At 65.0% G+C, this 15670-nt stretch carries 15 protein-coding genes; 10 read left to right on the top strand and 5 right to left on the bottom strand.

The genetic code is table 11. The annotated features are described in order from the left end of the window. Positions 1 to 16 precede the first annotated feature (16 nt). Positions 17 to 1075 (bottom strand): LacI family DNA-binding transcriptional regulator, encoded by a 1059-nt coding sequence (locus tag GB927_RS09465; protein WP_256116488.1) that lies wholly within the window; start codon positions 1073 to 1075, stop codon positions 17 to 19. 244 nt (positions 1076 to 1319) lie between these two features. Between GB927_RS09465 and GB927_RS09460 the strand changes: the two genes are divergently transcribed. From GB927_RS09460 to GB927_RS09420, 9 genes are all read left to right on the top strand, one after another. Next, complete coding sequence (locus GB927_RS09460) at positions 1320 to 2303, top strand: substrate-binding domain-containing protein (RefSeq protein WP_256116487.1); 984 nt, start codon at positions 1320 to 1322, stop codon at positions 2301 to 2303. A 113-nt stretch (positions 2304 to 2416) separates the two neighbouring features. Continuing rightward, positions 2417 to 3925 (top strand): sugar ABC transporter ATP-binding protein, encoded by a 1509-nt coding sequence (locus GB927_RS09455; protein WP_256116485.1) that lies wholly within the window; start codon positions 2417 to 2419, stop codon positions 3923 to 3925. Beyond that, entirely contained in the window at positions 3918 to 4919 is a 1002-nt protein-coding gene (locus tag GB927_RS09450; protein WP_256116484.1) for an ABC transporter permease, read from the top strand. Before GB927_RS09455 ends, GB927_RS09450 begins: the two co-directional genes overlap by 8 nt. Next, positions 4916 to 5902, top strand: coding sequence for an ABC transporter permease (locus GB927_RS09445; RefSeq protein ID WP_256116483.1), 987 nt, complete (start codon positions 4916 to 4918; stop codon positions 5900 to 5902). Before GB927_RS09450 ends, GB927_RS09445 begins: the two co-directional genes overlap by 4 nt. An 11-nt stretch (positions 5903 to 5913) precedes the next feature. Then, positions 5914 to 6762, top strand: coding sequence for a sugar phosphate isomerase/epimerase family protein (locus GB927_RS09440; protein WP_256116482.1), 849 nt, complete (start codon positions 5914 to 5916; stop codon positions 6760 to 6762). 316 nt (positions 6763 to 7078) lie between these two features. Further along, positions 7079 to 7843 carry a septum site-determining protein MinC gene (gene minC, locus GB927_RS09435; RefSeq protein ID WP_256116481.1) on the top strand — a complete coding sequence of 255 codons (765 nt, stop codon included), beginning with the start codon at positions 7079 to 7081 and terminating at the stop codon, positions 7841 to 7843. Positions 7844 to 7876: 33 nt separating this feature from the next. Then, positions 7877 to 8692: a septum site-determining protein MinD gene (gene minD / locus GB927_RS09430; RefSeq protein WP_256116480.1), complete on the top strand. Its 816-nt coding sequence runs from the start codon at positions 7877 to 7879 to the stop codon at positions 8690 to 8692. Then, complete coding sequence (gene minE / locus GB927_RS09425) at positions 8689 to 8952, top strand: cell division topological specificity factor MinE (protein ID WP_256116479.1); 264 nt, start codon at positions 8689 to 8691, stop codon at positions 8950 to 8952. The genes minD and minE overlap by 4 nt, the downstream gene beginning before the upstream one ends. Positions 8953 to 9044: 92 nt before the next feature. After that, a complete protein-coding gene (locus GB927_RS09420) occupies positions 9045 to 9251 on the top strand; it encodes a hypothetical protein (RefSeq protein ID WP_256116478.1) in 207 nt (68 codons plus the stop codon). On the opposite strand, the gene GB927_RS09415 is transcribed toward GB927_RS09420, so the two are convergent. Genes GB927_RS09415 through GB927_RS09400 form a run of 4 tightly spaced genes read right to left on the bottom strand, consistent with a single transcriptional unit; the run spans position 9248 to position 14272 of the window. Beyond that, positions 9248 to 10246 carry a hypothetical protein gene (locus tag GB927_RS09415; RefSeq protein WP_256116477.1) on the bottom strand — a complete coding sequence of 333 codons (999 nt, stop codon included), beginning with the start codon at positions 10244 to 10246 and terminating at the stop codon, positions 9248 to 9250. The genes GB927_RS09420 and GB927_RS09415 overlap by 4 nt on opposite strands. After that, positions 10243 to 11931: a glycerol-3-phosphate dehydrogenase/oxidase gene (locus GB927_RS09410; protein ID WP_256116981.1), complete on the bottom strand. Its 1689-nt coding sequence runs from the start codon at positions 11929 to 11931 to the stop codon at positions 10243 to 10245. The genes GB927_RS09415 and GB927_RS09410 overlap by 4 nt, the downstream gene beginning before the upstream one ends. A 32-nt stretch (positions 11932 to 11963) precedes the next feature. Continuing rightward, positions 11964 to 12740, bottom strand: a complete 777-nt coding sequence (locus GB927_RS09405; RefSeq protein WP_256116476.1) for a DeoR/GlpR family DNA-binding transcription regulator — start codon at positions 12738 to 12740, stop codon at positions 11964 to 11966. Beyond that, positions 12737 to 14272 (bottom strand): FGGY-family carbohydrate kinase, encoded by a 1536-nt coding sequence (locus GB927_RS09400; RefSeq protein WP_256116475.1) that lies wholly within the window; start codon positions 14270 to 14272, stop codon positions 12737 to 12739. Before GB927_RS09400 ends, GB927_RS09405 begins: the two co-directional genes overlap by 4 nt. A 283-nt stretch (positions 14273 to 14555) precedes the next feature. On the opposite strand from GB927_RS09400, the gene GB927_RS09395 reads away from it, so the two are divergent. Then, on the top strand, positions 14556 to 15665 hold the full coding sequence (locus GB927_RS09395) for a hypothetical protein (RefSeq protein ID WP_256116474.1): 1110 nt from the start codon (positions 14556 to 14558) through the stop codon (positions 15663 to 15665). Positions 15666 to 15670: the final 5 nt, after the last annotated feature.

Below are 15670 nucleotides of genomic sequence, written 5' to 3'. Positions count from 1 at the left end.
TCCGAGGCCGGCTCGCCTACTCGATGTCCTTGAGGGCATCGAGCGGGCCGGTCAGCGCGGTGCGCGGCGGCACGAGCATCGGCGGCACCAGATGGGTGACCGCCGGCGCGCGGCTGGTGCCGAGGATTTCAAACCCCTTGGTGATCATCGCCTCGCTGTCCTGCCGGATCATGAAGACCGGGAACGGCAGGAAAGACCCGAACGGATCGTAGTCGTAGCAACCGACGACGATATCGGCGAAGGTCTCGTGCGGGTGCTGCGCGAGAAAACGCATCAGGCCTTCCAGGTTGATCGAGGAATTGACGAAGAAGCCGCGCGGCAGCTTGCCGTGATCGGCATAGAACGCCTCGAAGGCGCGCGCCGTCATGCCAGGTGAATAGCCGGTCGGCCGGATGCAGGCATCGGGATCGCCGCCCAGCATCGCGCGCTTCACGTCGCGAAAACCGCGGATACGCTCGCGGCTGGCATGGTCGTCGCGGCCGCCGAACAGGTAGATCTCCTCCGGCGGCACCGGGCCGTCCGCCAGTGCCCGCTCGATGATCGCCTGCGTCAGCATGCGCGCGCCACCGTAGTTATCGCTGATGACGGACGGCGCCTTGGTGCCGGGCAGGTCGATGTTGACGTGGCGCAGCCCCGCCTTCTCGCAGACGTCGTGCACGCCGTCCGGATCGGTCGCGCCGGCGATGAACAGTTCGTCGATCGAATAGGAGATCAGCGTCTCGACCACCTGACGCTCTTCTTCCGGATCGCGGCAGGCGCTGACCACGACCGGGCACTGGCCGCGGCTCCTCACCTCCGCCTCGAAGGACTGCGCCATCGAGGAGAAATAGCGGTTGTCATAGACCGGCAGAAGCAGGCCGACGAGGCCGGAGCGGGAGGAGCGGAGGCCGCGCGCCTGAAGGTTCGCGGTATAGCCGTGGTCGACGGCAAGCCCTTGGATGAGCGTCGCGGTCGCCTCCTTGATGCGCCGCTTTCGCCAGCTTCCGTTGAGAACCGCGCTGACGGTGGAAGGTGAGCTGCCCGAGAGAACCGAGAGATCGTAGATCGTCGCCTTCTTCTTTCCGGTGTCTGTCATGTCTGCCTCTTCTATCCTCATTCCCTTAGGAACAAATCCCCCTTGACGAAAGTCCTAGCCTGACGGATATTCATTGCACCATCGATTGTGCAAAAAAGAAAGATCGATTGTGCAAGATGGTTCGCCGGAGGAGGCGGGACGGGAGGCAAGGGAGTTCCCTCGCCGTGGAGAAACCAGAAACAACCTGCCGCAAAGCCGGCCGGTCGTATTCGTTCGCAGACGCGACCATTGAGGAGGAGTGGACATGAGGAAGCTTATCGTGGCGGCTTTTGCCGCATCGCTCTCGCTTGCCGGCGCGGTGGCCGCGCTCGCGCAGGACACGCCGAAAATCGGCGTCGTCGTCAAGATCGGCGGCATTCCGTGGTTCAACGCGATGGAGGCCGGCATCAAGGAACAGGGCCAGAAACTCGGCGTCGACGCCTTCATGGTCGGCCCGACCAGCGCCGACCCGGCGCTCCAGGTGCGCGCCATCGAGGACCTGATCGCCCAGGGAGTCAAAGTCATCGGCGTGGTGCCGAACGACGCCAAGGTGCTGGAGCCCGTGCTCACCAAGGCGCAGGCCGCCGGCATCAAGGTCATCACCCATGAATCGCCCTCGCAGAAGGGCGCCGACTGGAACTTCGAGCTTGCCTCGTCCACCGGCTTCGGCGAGGCCCATGGCAAGCTGCTCGCCGAAAAGACGGGCGGCAAGGGCGAATATGCCGTCTTCGTCGGCTCGCTGACCGTGCCGCTGCACAATGCCTGGGCGGATGCGGCCATCGCCTATATCAAGGCCAACTATCCCGAGATGACGCTGGTCGGCGAGCGCTACGGCGTGGCCGAAGACGTCGACAAGAGCCGTTCCACCGCACTCGACCTGATCGCGGCGCACCCGAACCTCAAGGGCTTCCTCGCCTTCGGTAGCCAGGGCCCGATCGGCGCCGGCCGCGCTGTCGAGGAACGCCGCAAGACCGGCGAGATCTTCGTGCTCGGCCCGTTCTCGCCCGGCCAGGGCCAGAAGCTCATCAAGTCGGACGCCATTTCCGGCGGCTTCATGTGGAATCCGAAACAGGCCGGCGAGGTCTTCGTCACGCTTGCCGACCGCCTCATCAAGGGCGAAAGCGTCAAGGAAGGCGACGACATTCCGGGCCTCGGCGTGATCAAGCCGGTCGGCAACGACATCATCGTCGACCAGCTTCTGCCCATCAATAAGGACACGGTCGACGACCTGGCCGCCATGGGCCTCTGACAAGAGGCTCCCTCCCGGGGCGTCGGGCCGGTTATTCCTGCCGGCCCGACACTCGGCAAAAGCGCGGCTTCCGCCCCTGACGGTGCTCGACGGAACAGGCAGCAGGCATGGACATGACAACGGCCCCAGGCGAAGACGCCCGACCGATCCTTTCGCTTCGCAACATCAACATGACCTTCGGCGGGGTTCGGGCGCTGAAGAACGTCTCCTTCGAGGTCATGCCGGGCGAAGTCCATTGCCTCGCCGGCGAGAACGGCTCTGGCAAGAGCACGCTGATCAAGGTCATTACCGGCGTCTACCGGCCGGCGGCCGGCGCCGAGATCGTGTTCGACGGCGCGGCCGTTTCGTCGATGACGCCGGGTATCGCGCAATCGCTCGGCATCCAGGTGATCTGGCAGGACCTCGCGCTGTTTCCCGAAATGACCGTCGCGGAAAACATCGCCTTCCAGACGCTCTCCGGCGCGCGCCCGCGCTTCGTCCGTTATCCGGCGATCCGTAAAATAGCCGAGGATGCGCTCGCCCGGCTCGGCGTAACGCTCGACGTCGACCGGCCGCTCAAGGATTTTGCCATCGCGCAGCGCCAGATCGTGGCGATCGCCCGCGCGTTGGTCGGCGAGGCGCGCATCGTCTTCATGGACGAGCCGACGGCGTCGCTGACCCAGTCGGAAACCGATCACCTGCTCGCCATCGTACACACGCTTTCGGCCTCCGGCGTCGCCGTCGTCTTCGTCAGCCACCGCCTTGCGGAAGTGCTGGAAATCTCCTCGCGCCTCACCGTGCTGCGGGATGGCGCGCTGGTCGGCGTCTATCCGGTCGAGGGCATGACGCAATCGCGGATCACCGAACTGATGACGGGCCGCACCTTCGACCAGTCCGTGCGCGCCCATGACATTTCCCGAAACCCCGTCGTGCTGTCCGTGCAGGGCCTCTCCCGGCCGGGCGAATTCCGCGACATTTCCTTCGAGCTGCGCCGCGGCGAAACGCTCGGCATTACCGGCCTTCTCGGCTCGGGCCGCACCGAGCTTGCTCTGACGCTCTTCGGCATGCGCCAGCCGGCCGCCGGCACGATCACGCTGGAGGGCAAGGCGGTGCGTTTTGCCTCCAACCGGCAGGCGATCGCCGCGGGCGTCGCCTATCTCTCGGAGGATCGCCTGGCCCTCGGCCTCAACCAGCCGCAGTCGATCGCCGACAACCTCGTCATGGCCTCGCTCAACCGCATTCTCAGCGGCAGGCTGATTTCGCCAACCAAGAAGCGCGCGCTCGTTTCGCGCTGGATCGCCGATCTCGGCGTCAAGATCGGCCAGCAGGAAGATGCGATCTCGACGCTATCGGGCGGCAACCAGCAGCGCGTGGCGATCGCCAAATGGCTTGCGACCGATCCGAAGGTGCTGATCCTCGATTCGCCGACGGTCGGCGTCGATGTCGGCGCGCGCGCCGGGATTTTCGAGATCGTCGCGCGGCTCGCCGAAGCCGGGCTCGCGATCATCCTGATCTCGGACGAAGTGCCGGAGGTCTATTTCAACGCCGACCGGGTCCTCCACATGGAAAAGGGCCGCATGGCCGGCTGGCACGATCCGCGCGCGACGACGCTCAAGGACATCGAGGCGGCCGTCTATGCGTAAACTCGTCGCCGCCCACACCACCGAAGCCGTGCTTTTCGCCGTCATCATCGCGATCAGTATCGTGCTGTCCTTCGCGACCGAGCGTTTCTTCACCCTCGGCAATGCCTTCGACCTGCTCAACATCAGCGCCGTCAACATCATCTTCGCCGTCGGCCTGCTCGTGGTGCTCATCGCCGGCGGCATCGACATCTCCTTCGCCGTCGCCGCGTCCGTCGTGCAATATGTGACGGCGCTCCTGCTGGAGCGCATCGGCGGGGGCGGCTGGGTCTCCGGCCTTCTCATCGCGGGAAGCGCCGGCATCGGGCTCGGGCTCATCAACGCCTTCCTCATCCTCCGCTTCCGCATCATCTCGATCGTCGCCACGATCGCGACCTTCAACGTCTATTTCGGCCTGCTGATGTTCTTCACGCGCGGCGTGTCGATCTACAACCTGCCGGACTGGCTGACGACACGCGTCATCGTCTACGAGCGCGAGATGGCGGATGGCAGCTGGGCGGAAATCACGCTGCCCGTCGTCGTCATGGCCGTCTGCGTCGCCGTTACCTGGCTCTTCATCACCCGCACGACGACCGGCCGCCAGCTCTACGCCTTCGGCGACAATCCGGAGGGCGCGCGCCGCTTCGGCATCAATATCGGCGCCATGCAGTTCATCGCCTTCGGCTGGCTCGGCATGATGGCGGGCATTGCCGGGCTCATGCAGGCGCATTACGCGCAGGAGGTCGTGCCCAACGCGCTCTATGGCCGCGAACTCGACGTGCTCGCCGCCGTCGTGCTCGGCGGCGCGCGGCTTGGCGGCGGCAAGGGCACGGTGCTCGGCTGCGTGCTCGGCGTGCTGCTGGTCTCGATTACCCAGAACGGCCTCAACCTGATGGGCGTCTCGCCCTTCGCCTTCAAGATGATCGTCGGCGCCATCATCCTCGTCGCCATTACGCTGTCGAGCGCCCGCCTGGAAAACCTGCTGCCGATGCGCACCAGAAAGGGAGACGACCGATGAACGCGCTTGCCACCCGCTTCAACGCGATCTTCGGTGCCGACATGGCCGGCCCGTTTGCAGCACTTGCCGCCGTGCTCATCGTCTTCGGCCTCGCCTCGCCGCAATTCTTCACCGCCGCGACCTTCGGCTCGGTCGCCTTCCAGCTTCCCGAGCTCGGCATCCTGACGCTCGCCATGCTGCTGCCGATCCTGACGGGCGGCCTCAACCTCGCGATCACCTTCACCGCCAACATGGCCGGCCTGACGCTCGCCTGGGTGTTGCAGGCCAATGGCGGCGCCGACGCCGGCCCCGGCGCCTTCCTGCTCGGCTCGCTCCTGGCGCTCGGCGTGGGGGCCGCAAGCGGCCTCGTCATGGGCCTCGTGATCGCGTTTACCCGCGCCCACCCCATCCTCGTCTCGCTCTCGATGATGATTTTTCTCCGCGGCCTGGGAGAATTTCTCACGCGCGGCGGTGACATTTCCGGCTTTCCCGGCTTCATCGCGCCGATTGGCCACGGCAGCCTTCTCGGCATTCCCGTGCCGCTGCTCATCCTGATCGCCTGCGTGCTGGCGTGCCATGTCCTGCTGTCGCGCAGCAAGCTCGGCTTCTCCACCTACATGATCGGCTCCAACATCGAATCCGCCCGCTATTCCGGCATCAACACCCGAAAGGTGCTGGTGCTAGTCTACATGCTCTCGGGCGCAATCGCGGCGGTTGCCGGCATCATTATGCTGGCGCGGTTCAATTCGGTGCGCATCGGCCACGGCGAATCCTACCTCTTGATCACCGTGCTCGCCTGCTTCCTCGGCGGCATCAATCCGTTCGGCGGTTTCGGCCGGGTGCTTCCCGTCTTCGTGGCGTTGGTCGTGCTGCAGCTCCTGTCCTCGGGGCTGAACCTGCTCGGCGCCAACCAGCATCTGGCGACCGCCGTCTGGGGCATCCTGCTCATCGTGGTGATGGTGCTGCGCTGGGCCTCGGCCAAGTTCATCAAGCTTACAAAATAGGAGAGACGACCATGGAAGGTTTCGGCGTTCATACCAGCATGTGGACCATGAACTGGGATCGCGCGGGCGCCGAAAAGGCGATTGCCGGCGCAGTGCACTACAAGATGGATTTCATCGAGATCGCGCTGCTCAACGCACCCGCGGTCGACACCAAGCACACCCGCGACCTCCTGCAAAAGAACAAGCTGCGCGCCGTCTGCTCGCTCGGCCTGCCGGAGCGCGCCTGGGCCTCCGTCCGCCCGGATGCGGCGATCGAGCACCTCAAGGTCGCCATCGAGAAGACCGCGGAAATGAGCGCCGAGGCGCTGTCCGGCGTCATCTTCGGCGGCATCGGCGAGCGCACCGGCGTGCCGCCGACGCAGGCCGAATACGACAATATCGCGCGCGTGCTCCAGGCGGCCGCGAAACACGCCAAGCAATACGGAATCGAGCTCGGCGTCGAGGCGGTGAACCGCTACGAGAACCACCTGATCAACTCGGCGCAGCAGGCCGTCGACATGGTGGAGCGCGTCGGCGCGGACAATGTCTTCGTCCATCTCGACACCTACCATATGAACATCGAGGAAAAGGGTGCGGCCAACGGCATCATCATCGCCCGCGACCACCTGAAATACATCCACCTCTCCGAAAGCGACCGCGGCACGCCGGGCTATGGCAACATCCCCTGGGACGAGATCTACGCGGCGCTCGCCGCCATCGGCTTCAAGGGCGGGCTTGCCATGGAAAGCTTCATCAACATGCCGGCGGAAGTGGCCTACGGCCTCGCCGTCTGGCGCCCCGTCGCGCGCGACATGGAGGAGGTCATGGGCAACGGCCTGCCCTTCCTGCGCAACAAGGCGCAGCAATACGGCCTCATCTGACCGCTCCGCCGCCAAGGGTTGAGGCCTGTCAGCGGCGAGAGAATCACAGGGATGGCGGCCCCGGTGCCGCCATCCCTGCCGCCGCTCGAATCGCGACATTGCGCCCTGCCGGACGGCCTGTTTCGAGCGCGCTACGGACAAAAAATCCGAAGCAAAAAATATCTTATTTTCAAAAGATTAGCTGAAGCCACCGACTTCCGCGCTGTCCATCCCGCACGGACGGTCGCATCGTCATGCCTCGCGCCAGTTAGACCTGCGAATTAATGGTTTGTTAACCATTTCACGGCTACACCAAAGCAACCGAAAATTAACCAAGATGACTGACGTGTTAACTCAACCACGGCCGATCCGCCTCAAGGGGCGCTCCTTCCTCGCACTCGCCTTGACCCCGGAGCTTCCCTTCGAGGACTGGCTGGTGCGACTCGACGACCTGGCTGCCCGTTCCGCCGGCTTCTTCCTGCGCCGCCCGGTGGTGCTCGATGTCGAGGGGCTGGAGATCGACCGCGCTGAGCTTCGCGAACTCGTCAGCCAGCTCAATGCCCGCAATGTGCGGGTCATGGGCATCGAGGGCGCACGCTCCTCAATGCTCGGCGCCGACATGCCGCCCGCAATGACCGACGGGCGCCCGACGGCGGATATAGAGGCCCCGGCTACGGACGCCACCGACAAGGCAGAGACGTCCGAACCGATGGCAAAGGCTGCCGTGGCAGCCCCGATCAGCGCGGCGCCGGCCCAGGCCATGCCGATGGCGACGCCGTCGATCGTCGTGACCCGGCCCGTGCGCTCGGGGCAGTCCGTCTTCTTCCCCGAAGGCGATGTCACCATCATCGGCTCGGTCGCATCCGGCGCGGAAGTCGTCGCCGGCGGCTCGGTCCACATCTATGGCCCGCTGCGCGGCCGGGTGATGGCCGGCACGACGGGCAACGGCACGGCGCGCATCTTCTGCCGCAAGCTCGAAGCGGAGCTGATCGCCATCGACGGCTTCTACAAGACGGCCGACGACATGGAACCGGAGCTGCGCGGCAAGGCGGTACAGATCTGGCTGGAAGGCGAGACGATCAAGGCGGCAACACTCGGCTGAACCGAAAACGTGTTCACATAACTGGAGAGGTCAATGGGCAAGGTAATCGTGGTTACATCGGGCAAGGGCGGCGTCGGCAAGACGACGTCGACCGCGGCCCTCGGCGCCGCGCTGGCGCAAGGTGGCGACAAGGTCGTGGTCGTGGATTTCGACGTCGGCCTGCGCAATCTCGACCTCGTCATGGGTGCCGAACGCCGCGTGGTCTATGACCTCGTCAACGTCATTCAGGGCGAAGCCAAGCTGACCCAGGCGCTGATCCGCGACAAGCGCGTCGAGACGCTCTACCTGCTGCCCGCGTCCCAGACCCGCGACAAGGACAACCTGACGCCGGAAGGCGTCGAGAAGGTCATCGCCGCCCTGAAGAACGCCTTCGACTGGGTGATCTGCGACAGCCCCGCCGGCATCGAACGCGGCGCCACGCTCGCCATGCGCCATGCGGATGTGGCGATCGTCGTGACCAATCCCGAAGTCTCGTCGGTGCGCGATTCCGATCGCATCATCGGCCTGCTCGATTCCAAGACGCTGAAGGCCGAAAACGGCGAGCGCATGGAAAAACACCTGCTCCTGACCCGCTACGACGCCGCCCGCGCCGAGCGCGGCGACATGCTGAAGGTCGACGACGTGCTGGAAATCCTCTCCATCCCGCTGCTCGGCATCATCCCGGAAAGCACGGATGTGCTGCGCGCCTCCAATGTCGGCGCCCCGGTCACCCTCGCCGACAACCGTTGTGCCCCGGCCCTTGCCTATTTCGAGGCAGTGCGCAGGCTGAAAGGCGAAAACTTGCCGGTCACCATTCCGGGCGACAAGCGCAGCTTCCTCGGCAAGATCTTCGGAAGGAAAGCGGCATGAATCTGTTCCGTTTCTTTTCCCGCCCCCAATCGGCGCCAGCCGCGCGCGAGCGGCTGCAGGTGCTGCTCGCCCATGAGCGCGCCTCGACCGGCGACGTGGACCTGATCAACAAACTGCGCGACGAAATCCTGAAGGCGATTTCGAAGCACATGCAGGTCGACGACGAGAAAGTCACCATCAAGATGGAACGCGGCGCCCAGGTCTCGACGCTTGCCGTCGACATCGAAATCCCGTTCGACGCGGGCAAGAAGGCGGCCTGACGGCCGCCCCACCCTTCTGGTCACCTCTTACCGATCCAGCACTTCAAAGGGCTTCCACCGACCACCACACACCATTCAGAGCAGGAGATATCATGAGCCGTTTCGCACTTCTGGAGAGACTGAAGACCGTCCAGCAGATGCCCAAATATCAGGGGCGCGATATCACCACCATCAGCGCCGTGCTGTCGAACCAGGCCCTCGCGCGGCATGTCGACGTCTGCGAACAGGCAGCCGGCATCGTCCCGCCGCCCGTAGCCACGGCCGGCAAAGCGGCCGGAACGCCGACCGCCTCCGCTTAAAGGTTTCCGTCTTCCCGCAGGGCCGCATCGGTGATCGTGTTGTCGACACCGAGTTCGCGGTCCGGCCGGAGACCCAGGCGCTGCAAGTCGCCGTGATAGCCCCGCACTGCCTCGTCCGGCTTCGCATCGCCATCGGCAACCGCCCGCATCCATTTTGTCAGCGACAGCTGGTGTTCCGCCAGGTTGATCTTGCGCCCGAAGATGGCGAGACGCGCACCGCTCGCCTGCGCGCGGGCAACCATTTCCAGCGCATCGCGGTGCGTGCCGCTCGCCCCGCCCATCACGCCGACGACGACCGTGTCGTCATGCGCGACCAACTCTTCGAGCGCCCGGCGACCATTATAGACGATTTTCAGGAATTCCGGCCGTTCGGCGCGCGTCAGGCTTGCCAACGCCCGCACGATGCAGTCGCTGACGAAGGCGCCGGTCTCTGTCACGCCGAAGCCGGTATTGGCATTCGGGTTGAACACTTCAAGGAAGTGCCGCTTGCCGGCAGTGCGCGCATCCGCCCGGAAGGTGCGGTAAGCCTCCAGCATGGCGACATCTGCGGCGGCATCATTGTTGAAGGTCATGGAGAACAGGCAGAGATCGGCTCGCGCCCGGGACAGATCGGCGCCGCGATAGGGCTGCGCCGGCGTTTCGCGGTAGCGGCTGCCGCGGATGTTGAGCCAGACGTCGGTCGTCTCGTTGGCGCGGAAGGCCGGCGTGACGGAACTGCCCTCGAAAACGCCGCGCTCGACGAGCCGCTCGATATTGCCCGCCGAGGCGAGCATGACATCGACAGCCTTTTCCGCGACGAGCGTCTCCATTTCCGCCAGAAATTCCTCCCGCGTGCGGTTGCCGGCAATCGCGCCCTCCGGCCCACGCCGCTGGCCCGTCGTCAGGATACCACCGGAAATGTCGGCGTCCTTGGCATCCACGAGAATGAAATCGCCCGCCCGATAGGCGCCGGCGCGGATGCGCGCCATCTTCTCGTCGTAGCTCTTGCGGGTCATTTCAGGTCAACTCCATGGAACGTCTTCAACCGCTCGCGAACGGCTGCGATTTCTTCGTTGCGGCGGGCCACGTCCCAACCGAAGGTTTCCGCCGTCTGCCCCGCCAAAGCTTCCACCAGCCGTGCCGTCAGCCTGCCAGTCACGGCGAGCGTCGTGCGGCGGAAGACGAGGTCGGAAAGCGAGCCGACCTGTTCAGTGCGCAGCACGTAGTCCACTTCGCCGGTGCTGTAGTCCGGTGCATCGGGAAGTGGTGCGTCACCGGCGAACGCGGCGATATGGACGGCAACCGCGCTTGCACCCGTGCCATAATGCGCGAGCAACTCGCCTATGCGGGCTTCTGGAAGGCCGCTTTCGAGCGAAGGCTTCGCGACCCAAGAATGCCGCTCGGCATCGGTCTTCGGATAGTTCCGTCCGCCGCCGATGGCGAGGTCGCGGGTGGAAACCTTGCGCGTTCTGGACAGGCGCGTGAGCAGCATGTCGGCAACCTCTTCCGCATAACCGCGAAAGGTCGTCCACTTGCCGCCGACCAGCGAATAGACCGGATAGGGGCGCCCTTTGGCGGGTTCGAGGATCGGCGTGGCATGGTCACGCGTGATGAGACCGGGGTCCTTGGCGTCCGAGGCCGGCAGCGGGCGGATGCCGCTGTATACATAGACGATCTGGTCGCGGGTAAAACGCAGTTTTGGCAGGAGCTTGCGCAGGCTTTCGAGCAGGTAGTCGACCTCGTCGGCCTCGCAGCGCACCGTATCCGGATTGGCGGCCTTGATGTCGGTGGAACCGGCAAGCGCGCGGCCGAGATATTCGAACACCAGGCAAATGCGCCCGTCATCCGCCTCGAAATAGATCATCCGCCCCTTCAACTCCTTCAGGAGATCGGGATGGTCGAGCAGGATATGCGAGCCCTTGGTGCCGCCGATCATGCGCGAGGGCTCGCCGAGGATGGCGTTGACCTCGTCGATCCACGGACCGGCTGCGTTGACGACGATTTTCGGCCGCACGCTCGCGACCGCCTCGCCTGTGAGGCTGTGCACCATCAGCGCGCCATCCGCCGCGCGCTCCAGCCGGACATGGTTGAGCGCCGCGGAGCGTGGGCTGTCGGCAAGGCCGTCGCGCACGAGCTCTAGGATCAGGCGCTCTGGATGGGTAACGGTCGCGTCGTAATAGGTGCCCGTCGCCACGATATCTGGCGTAAGCGCCGGCAGATCGCGGAGCGAGGCGGCGCGGCCGGCGGTCGAGTGTTTGGGCATGACGCGGTGGCGGGCGCCATAAAAATCGTAGAGCATCAGGCCGATCTTGATCAGCAGGGCGCCACGGCTGCGCGGCGCGCTCTTCGAGCCGAAGAGGGTGCGCAAGGCGGCGCCGATGCCCTTCGTCCAGGAGAAGATCGGGATCAGCGTGGGCAGCGGCTTAACGTAATGCGGCGCATTGGCGAGCAGCAGGTTGCGCTCCAGCGTCGATTGCGCGACGAGGCGGAATTCACCGGTTTCGAGATATTTGAGGCCGCCATGGATGAGGCGGGAGGGGGCGGCGCTCGTGCCGGCGGCATAGTCGTTCTTCTCGACGAGCAGGCAATCGAGCCCCTGGGCCGTCAGGTCGCGGAAGAGGCCCGCCCCGTTCACGCCCGCGCCGACGATCAGCACATCGATCTCGACACGCGCGGCCATCGCCGCCATTCGTTCGCCCATGCCGCCGGGAAAGGCGCCTGCTGCCGTCGCATTCATGTACTCTTGCCCACTTTCACGATTTCAAGATTGACGCCGGCCCGCTTGAGCCGCGCCCGGTCGTCCTCGCCAACACGGTCCGTCGTCAGCACGACGTCGAAGGCGGTGAGGTCGCCCAGAACGTTGAGCGCGACCTTGCCGAATTTCGAGGAATCGACGAGCAGGATCTTGCGGCTGGAAGACGCCATCATCGCCTGCTTGACCTTGGTGACCTGCGCGTCCTGGATGAAGGCCGTCACGCCGTCGATGGCGGACGCCGAACAGAACAGGACGTTGGCCCGAAGACTCGCCACGGCCTTTTCGCAGGTGATGCCGATATAGGCATTGTAATTGCGGTGATATTTGCCGCCGAGGCTGATCAGTTCCACCTCGTCCGCATCGATCAGCTTGCCGGCCGAGACGTAGCTGTTGGTGATGACGGTGAGCGGATGGGCTTCCGGCAGCAGATCGGCGAGCGCGCAGGCCGTCGAGGAATCGTCGAGCATCACCGCCTGCCCCGCCTCGACATAGCTCATGGCGGCGCGCGCGAGCGCTTCCTTCTCCGCCTTGCCGATCGTCTCGCGGTAGCGGAAGGTGCTTTCGTAAAGGCCGGAGGGCTGGACGGTGACCATGCCATGCAGCTTGCGCAGGACGCCCTGCTGGGCGAGCGCATCGATATGCCGGTGGATGGTCATGCGCGAGACGCCGAAATGTTCGACGAGGTCCTCCATGCGCGCCTGGCCGGCCCGCATGATGTAATCGGCAATCTCTTCGCGCCGTGTGTCCGCCTTCATCCCCGGGCCTCCCCCGACCGTTTTGCGAGATCCTCGATGGCCCGCCACTGGGGCGCCATCGCATCCGCAAGCTGTCTATAGAGATTGTACCGTTCGGCAAGTTCAGCGCCCCGCACCGGATCCGGCTCATGCGAGCGCAGGATGCGGGTCGTTGCGGCTGCCCCCTCCTCCGGGCTCGGATAGAGGCCAACGGCGGCACCGGCCACAAGTGCTGCACCCCAGGCAGCGGCCTCGTCTGCGGAAGAAACGTCCACGACGAGCCCGGTCGCATCGGCAAACATCTGCGCCAGAACCGTGCTTCTCGCGCCGCCGCCGCTGATGCGCATGCGCTTCACCGGAACCGCTGAGAGCAGCTCCTCAATGTGGAGCTTGTGGTTGAAAACGATGCCTTCCAGCACGGCCTTCAGCAAATCGCCGCGCTCATGCCAGCCGTGCACGCCGAAGAAGCCGGCACTCGCTCCGCTGCCGAAAGGCGAGCCGAAGAGGAAAGGATGGAAGAGGATATCCGACGGCTTTTCCAGCGCGCGCTCAAGCTCCGGCCGCAACAGGGTGTGAATGTCGGTTCCTTCGCGCTCGGCCTTTTCCGAGAGGTCGCGGCAGAAATTGTCGAGGAACCAGTCGTAGTTGGCCGTGGAGGCGGGCGAGATCGCCATGGAATTCCACCAGCCCTTGCGAATGCCGTTGCGGCAGAACCAGCGCGGATCGACCATCGGCGTTTCGGTGACGAGCTCATTGATAGAATAGGTGCCGGCAACGACCGCAAGCGCGCCCGGCGCATGGCCGCCGATGCCGAGTGCGGAAGCCGTCACGTCATGCAGGCCCGCAGCCACCGGCGTGCCCTCGACAAGGCCCGTCGCTTCCGCCGCGGCCCGCGTCACCGTGCCGACGATCTCATCCGGCCGCGAGACCGGCGCCAAGGCTGGCCAGAGGTCGCCGAGGCCAAAGACCTCCAGCGCGGCGAGGTCATAGGCCTGCGTGCGCACATCCGGAAAACTCGTGCTCGCCTCGGTCAGGTCCGTGCCGACGACGTCCGTGAGGCAGAAGCGCAGCCAGTCCTTGCAGCTGAAAACATGGCCGATGGCGCGGTAACGCTCCGGCTCATGTTGCTTTATATGCGCCAGCAACGCCGAGGGTGCGGAAGCATGCGCGGTCTGGCCGGTCAGTTCCAGCGCCCGTTTCGCGACGCCGTCCTTTTCCCAGGCCTCGACGATCGCGCCGGCGCGGCTGTCGAGCGAAAGGATGCCGGGGCCGAGCGGCCGCTTTTCACGGTCGAGCAGGTAGAGGCCGTCGCCATGAGCCGTCGCCGCGACGGCCTTGATATCGCTAGCCGGCCGCCCGCTTTTGTCGATCGCCTTGCGAATCGCCTCCGCTGTCGCCGTCCATAGCCCGTCCATATCGCGCTCGACATGGCGCGGCGCGGGGAAGGATTGCGGGACGCGCCGGCGCGCCACCGCGATCGGCGTGCCGTCCTCTTCGAAGATGACGGCCTTGGTGACCGTCAGGCCGTTATCGATGCCCAGAAGCAGCGCCATGATCGTCTCCATAGCCACGGGTTGCGCACGGGAAAACGGCTTCGTCGTCCAACGCCATATGTAACATACATATACGTTATTATATCAAAAATGCAAGTTACAAACTTCTAGTGCGAAATGTTCTGACCCGACGACCCGACAGGCTGCCGGTCCCTGGCGCCCTGACGTTATGCCGCAGTCGCAAGGTTGCGTCTTGACCGTTTGTTCACGCTCCTCGCGTAAGCAGATCGAGGCGGTTTTGTCCGCCGACACCGCAATGGGAAAAGGTTCTACGTGGGTCGCGATGTCGAGCGTACGTTCATTTGAGGTCGGGGATGTCGGTGCGGTCGCGGATCTGTTCCAGCGCCTGCTGCGCAAGACCGGCGAGCCGGCAAGCGAAGACCTGAAGGCCTATCTCCGTTCGCTCTTCCTCGATTTTACCGCCGGCGAGCCGGATATCCGCTCGCGCGTCCATGTGCGCGCCGATGGCAGCATCTCCGGCTTTATCGGCGTGCTGCCGGTCGAGATGGAATTCGAGGGGCGCCGGGTTCGGGCCGCCAATTGCGGCACCTTCGCCTGCGACGACCGCGACAGCGATCCCTTCGCCGGCGCGCGCCTGTTGCGCGACGTGCTCTCCGGCCCGCAGGATCTTTCCTTCACCGAAACGTCGAACGACGTCTCCACCGACATGTGGCGCTCCATGCGCGCGACCATTCTCGCGCCCTACAGCCTCGAATGGCTGCGCATCCTGAGGCCCGCCTCCTTTGCGTTGGAAGCCGCCGCCGGTCGCCTGTCGGCTCTGCGGCTGCTCGGCCCCTTGGCAAGGGGCGCCGACGCCATTGTCTGCCGGCGCGGGGAAAAGCAGGCCTGGTCCCATTACACGCCGCTTGCCGGCAAGGCGGACGCGCTTGTCGATGCGCCGGCGACGGACGAGGAATTCGCGAGCCTGTGCCGACAGTTCGTGCGCCAATATGCTTTGCACCCCGTCTGGGACCAGCCGGTGATGGAAACCATGCTCCGGCATGTCGCGCGCAAGGCGCTGCACGGCGAGCGGGTGCAGCATGTCGTGAAGACCCGCACCGGCAAGGCGATCGGCCTCTATCTCTACTATGGCAAAACCGGCGGGATCGGCCGCACGGTGCAGGTCATGGCGGAGCCGGGGCAGGAAGCGATCGTCATCGACTGCCTGATGCGAAATGCCCACGCGCGCGGCCTTTGCGCCATTCGCGGCCGTACACAGCCCACGTTGCTGCAGGCGATGATGGGCAAGAAATGCGCCTTCCTGCATGCCTCCTCGACCATCGTGCATTCCCGCAATCCCGATCTCCTCGCCGCCATGACGAACGGCCGGGCCTTTCTCAACGGCCTTGCCGGCGAAGGCTGGACGCGCCTCATCGGCGATCGTTTCGGGTAGCGGCC

This window comes from Shinella lacus, assembly GCF_010994755.1.
GTDB lineage: Bacteria > Pseudomonadota > Alphaproteobacteria > Rhizobiales > Rhizobiaceae > Shinella > Shinella lacus.
The sequence above is the reverse complement of the archived record's forward strand: the minus strand, read 5'-3'. Positions and strand labels throughout refer to the sequence as shown.

Bases quoted from the DNA above. Each gene is read 5' to 3' on its own strand.
- GB927_RS09460 (WP_256116487.1), top strand. From the start codon at position 1,320: ATGAGGAAGCTTATCGTGGCGGCTTTTGCCGCATCGCTCTCGCTTGCC.
- minE (WP_256116479.1), top strand. From the start codon at position 8,689: ATGAATCTGTTCCGTTTCTTTTCCCGCCCCCAATCGGCGCCAGCCGCG.
- minD (WP_256116480.1), top strand. From the start codon at position 7,877: ATGGGCAAGGTAATCGTGGTTACATCGGGCAAGGGCGGCGTCGGCAAG.
- GB927_RS09455 (WP_256116485.1), top strand. From the start codon at position 2,417: ATGACAACGGCCCCAGGCGAAGACGCCCGACCGATCCTTTCGCTTCGC.
- GB927_RS09420 (WP_256116478.1), top strand. From the start codon at position 9,045: ATGAGCCGTTTCGCACTTCTGGAGAGACTGAAGACCGTCCAGCAGATG.
- GB927_RS09440 (WP_256116482.1), top strand. From the start codon at position 5,914: ATGGAAGGTTTCGGCGTTCATACCAGCATGTGGACCATGAACTGGGAT.
- minC (WP_256116481.1), top strand. From the start codon at position 7,079: ATGACTGACGTGTTAACTCAACCACGGCCGATCCGCCTCAAGGGGCGC.
- GB927_RS09445 (WP_256116483.1), top strand. From the start codon at position 4,916: ATGAACGCGCTTGCCACCCGCTTCAACGCGATCTTCGGTGCCGACATG.
- GB927_RS09405 (WP_256116476.1), bottom strand. From the start codon at position 12,740: ATGAAGGCGGACACACGGCGCGAAGAGATTGCCGATTACATCATGCGG.
- GB927_RS09465 (WP_256116488.1), bottom strand. From the start codon at position 1,075: ATGACAGACACCGGAAAGAAGAAGGCGACGATCTACGATCTCTCGGTT.
- GB927_RS09450 (WP_256116484.1), top strand. From the start codon at position 3,918: ATGCGTAAACTCGTCGCCGCCCACACCACCGAAGCCGTGCTTTTCGCC.
- GB927_RS09415 (WP_256116477.1), bottom strand. From the start codon at position 10,246: ATGACCCGCAAGAGCTACGACGAGAAGATGGCGCGCATCCGCGCCGGC.
- GB927_RS09400 (WP_256116475.1), bottom strand. From the start codon at position 14,272: ATGGCGCTGCTTCTGGGCATCGATAACGGCCTGACGGTCACCAAGGCC.
- GB927_RS09395 (WP_256116474.1), top strand. From the start codon at position 14,556: ATGTCGAGCGTACGTTCATTTGAGGTCGGGGATGTCGGTGCGGTCGCG.
- GB927_RS09410 (WP_256116981.1), bottom strand. From the start codon at position 11,931: ATGGGCGAACGAATGGCGGCGATGGCCGCGCGTGTCGAGATCGATGTG.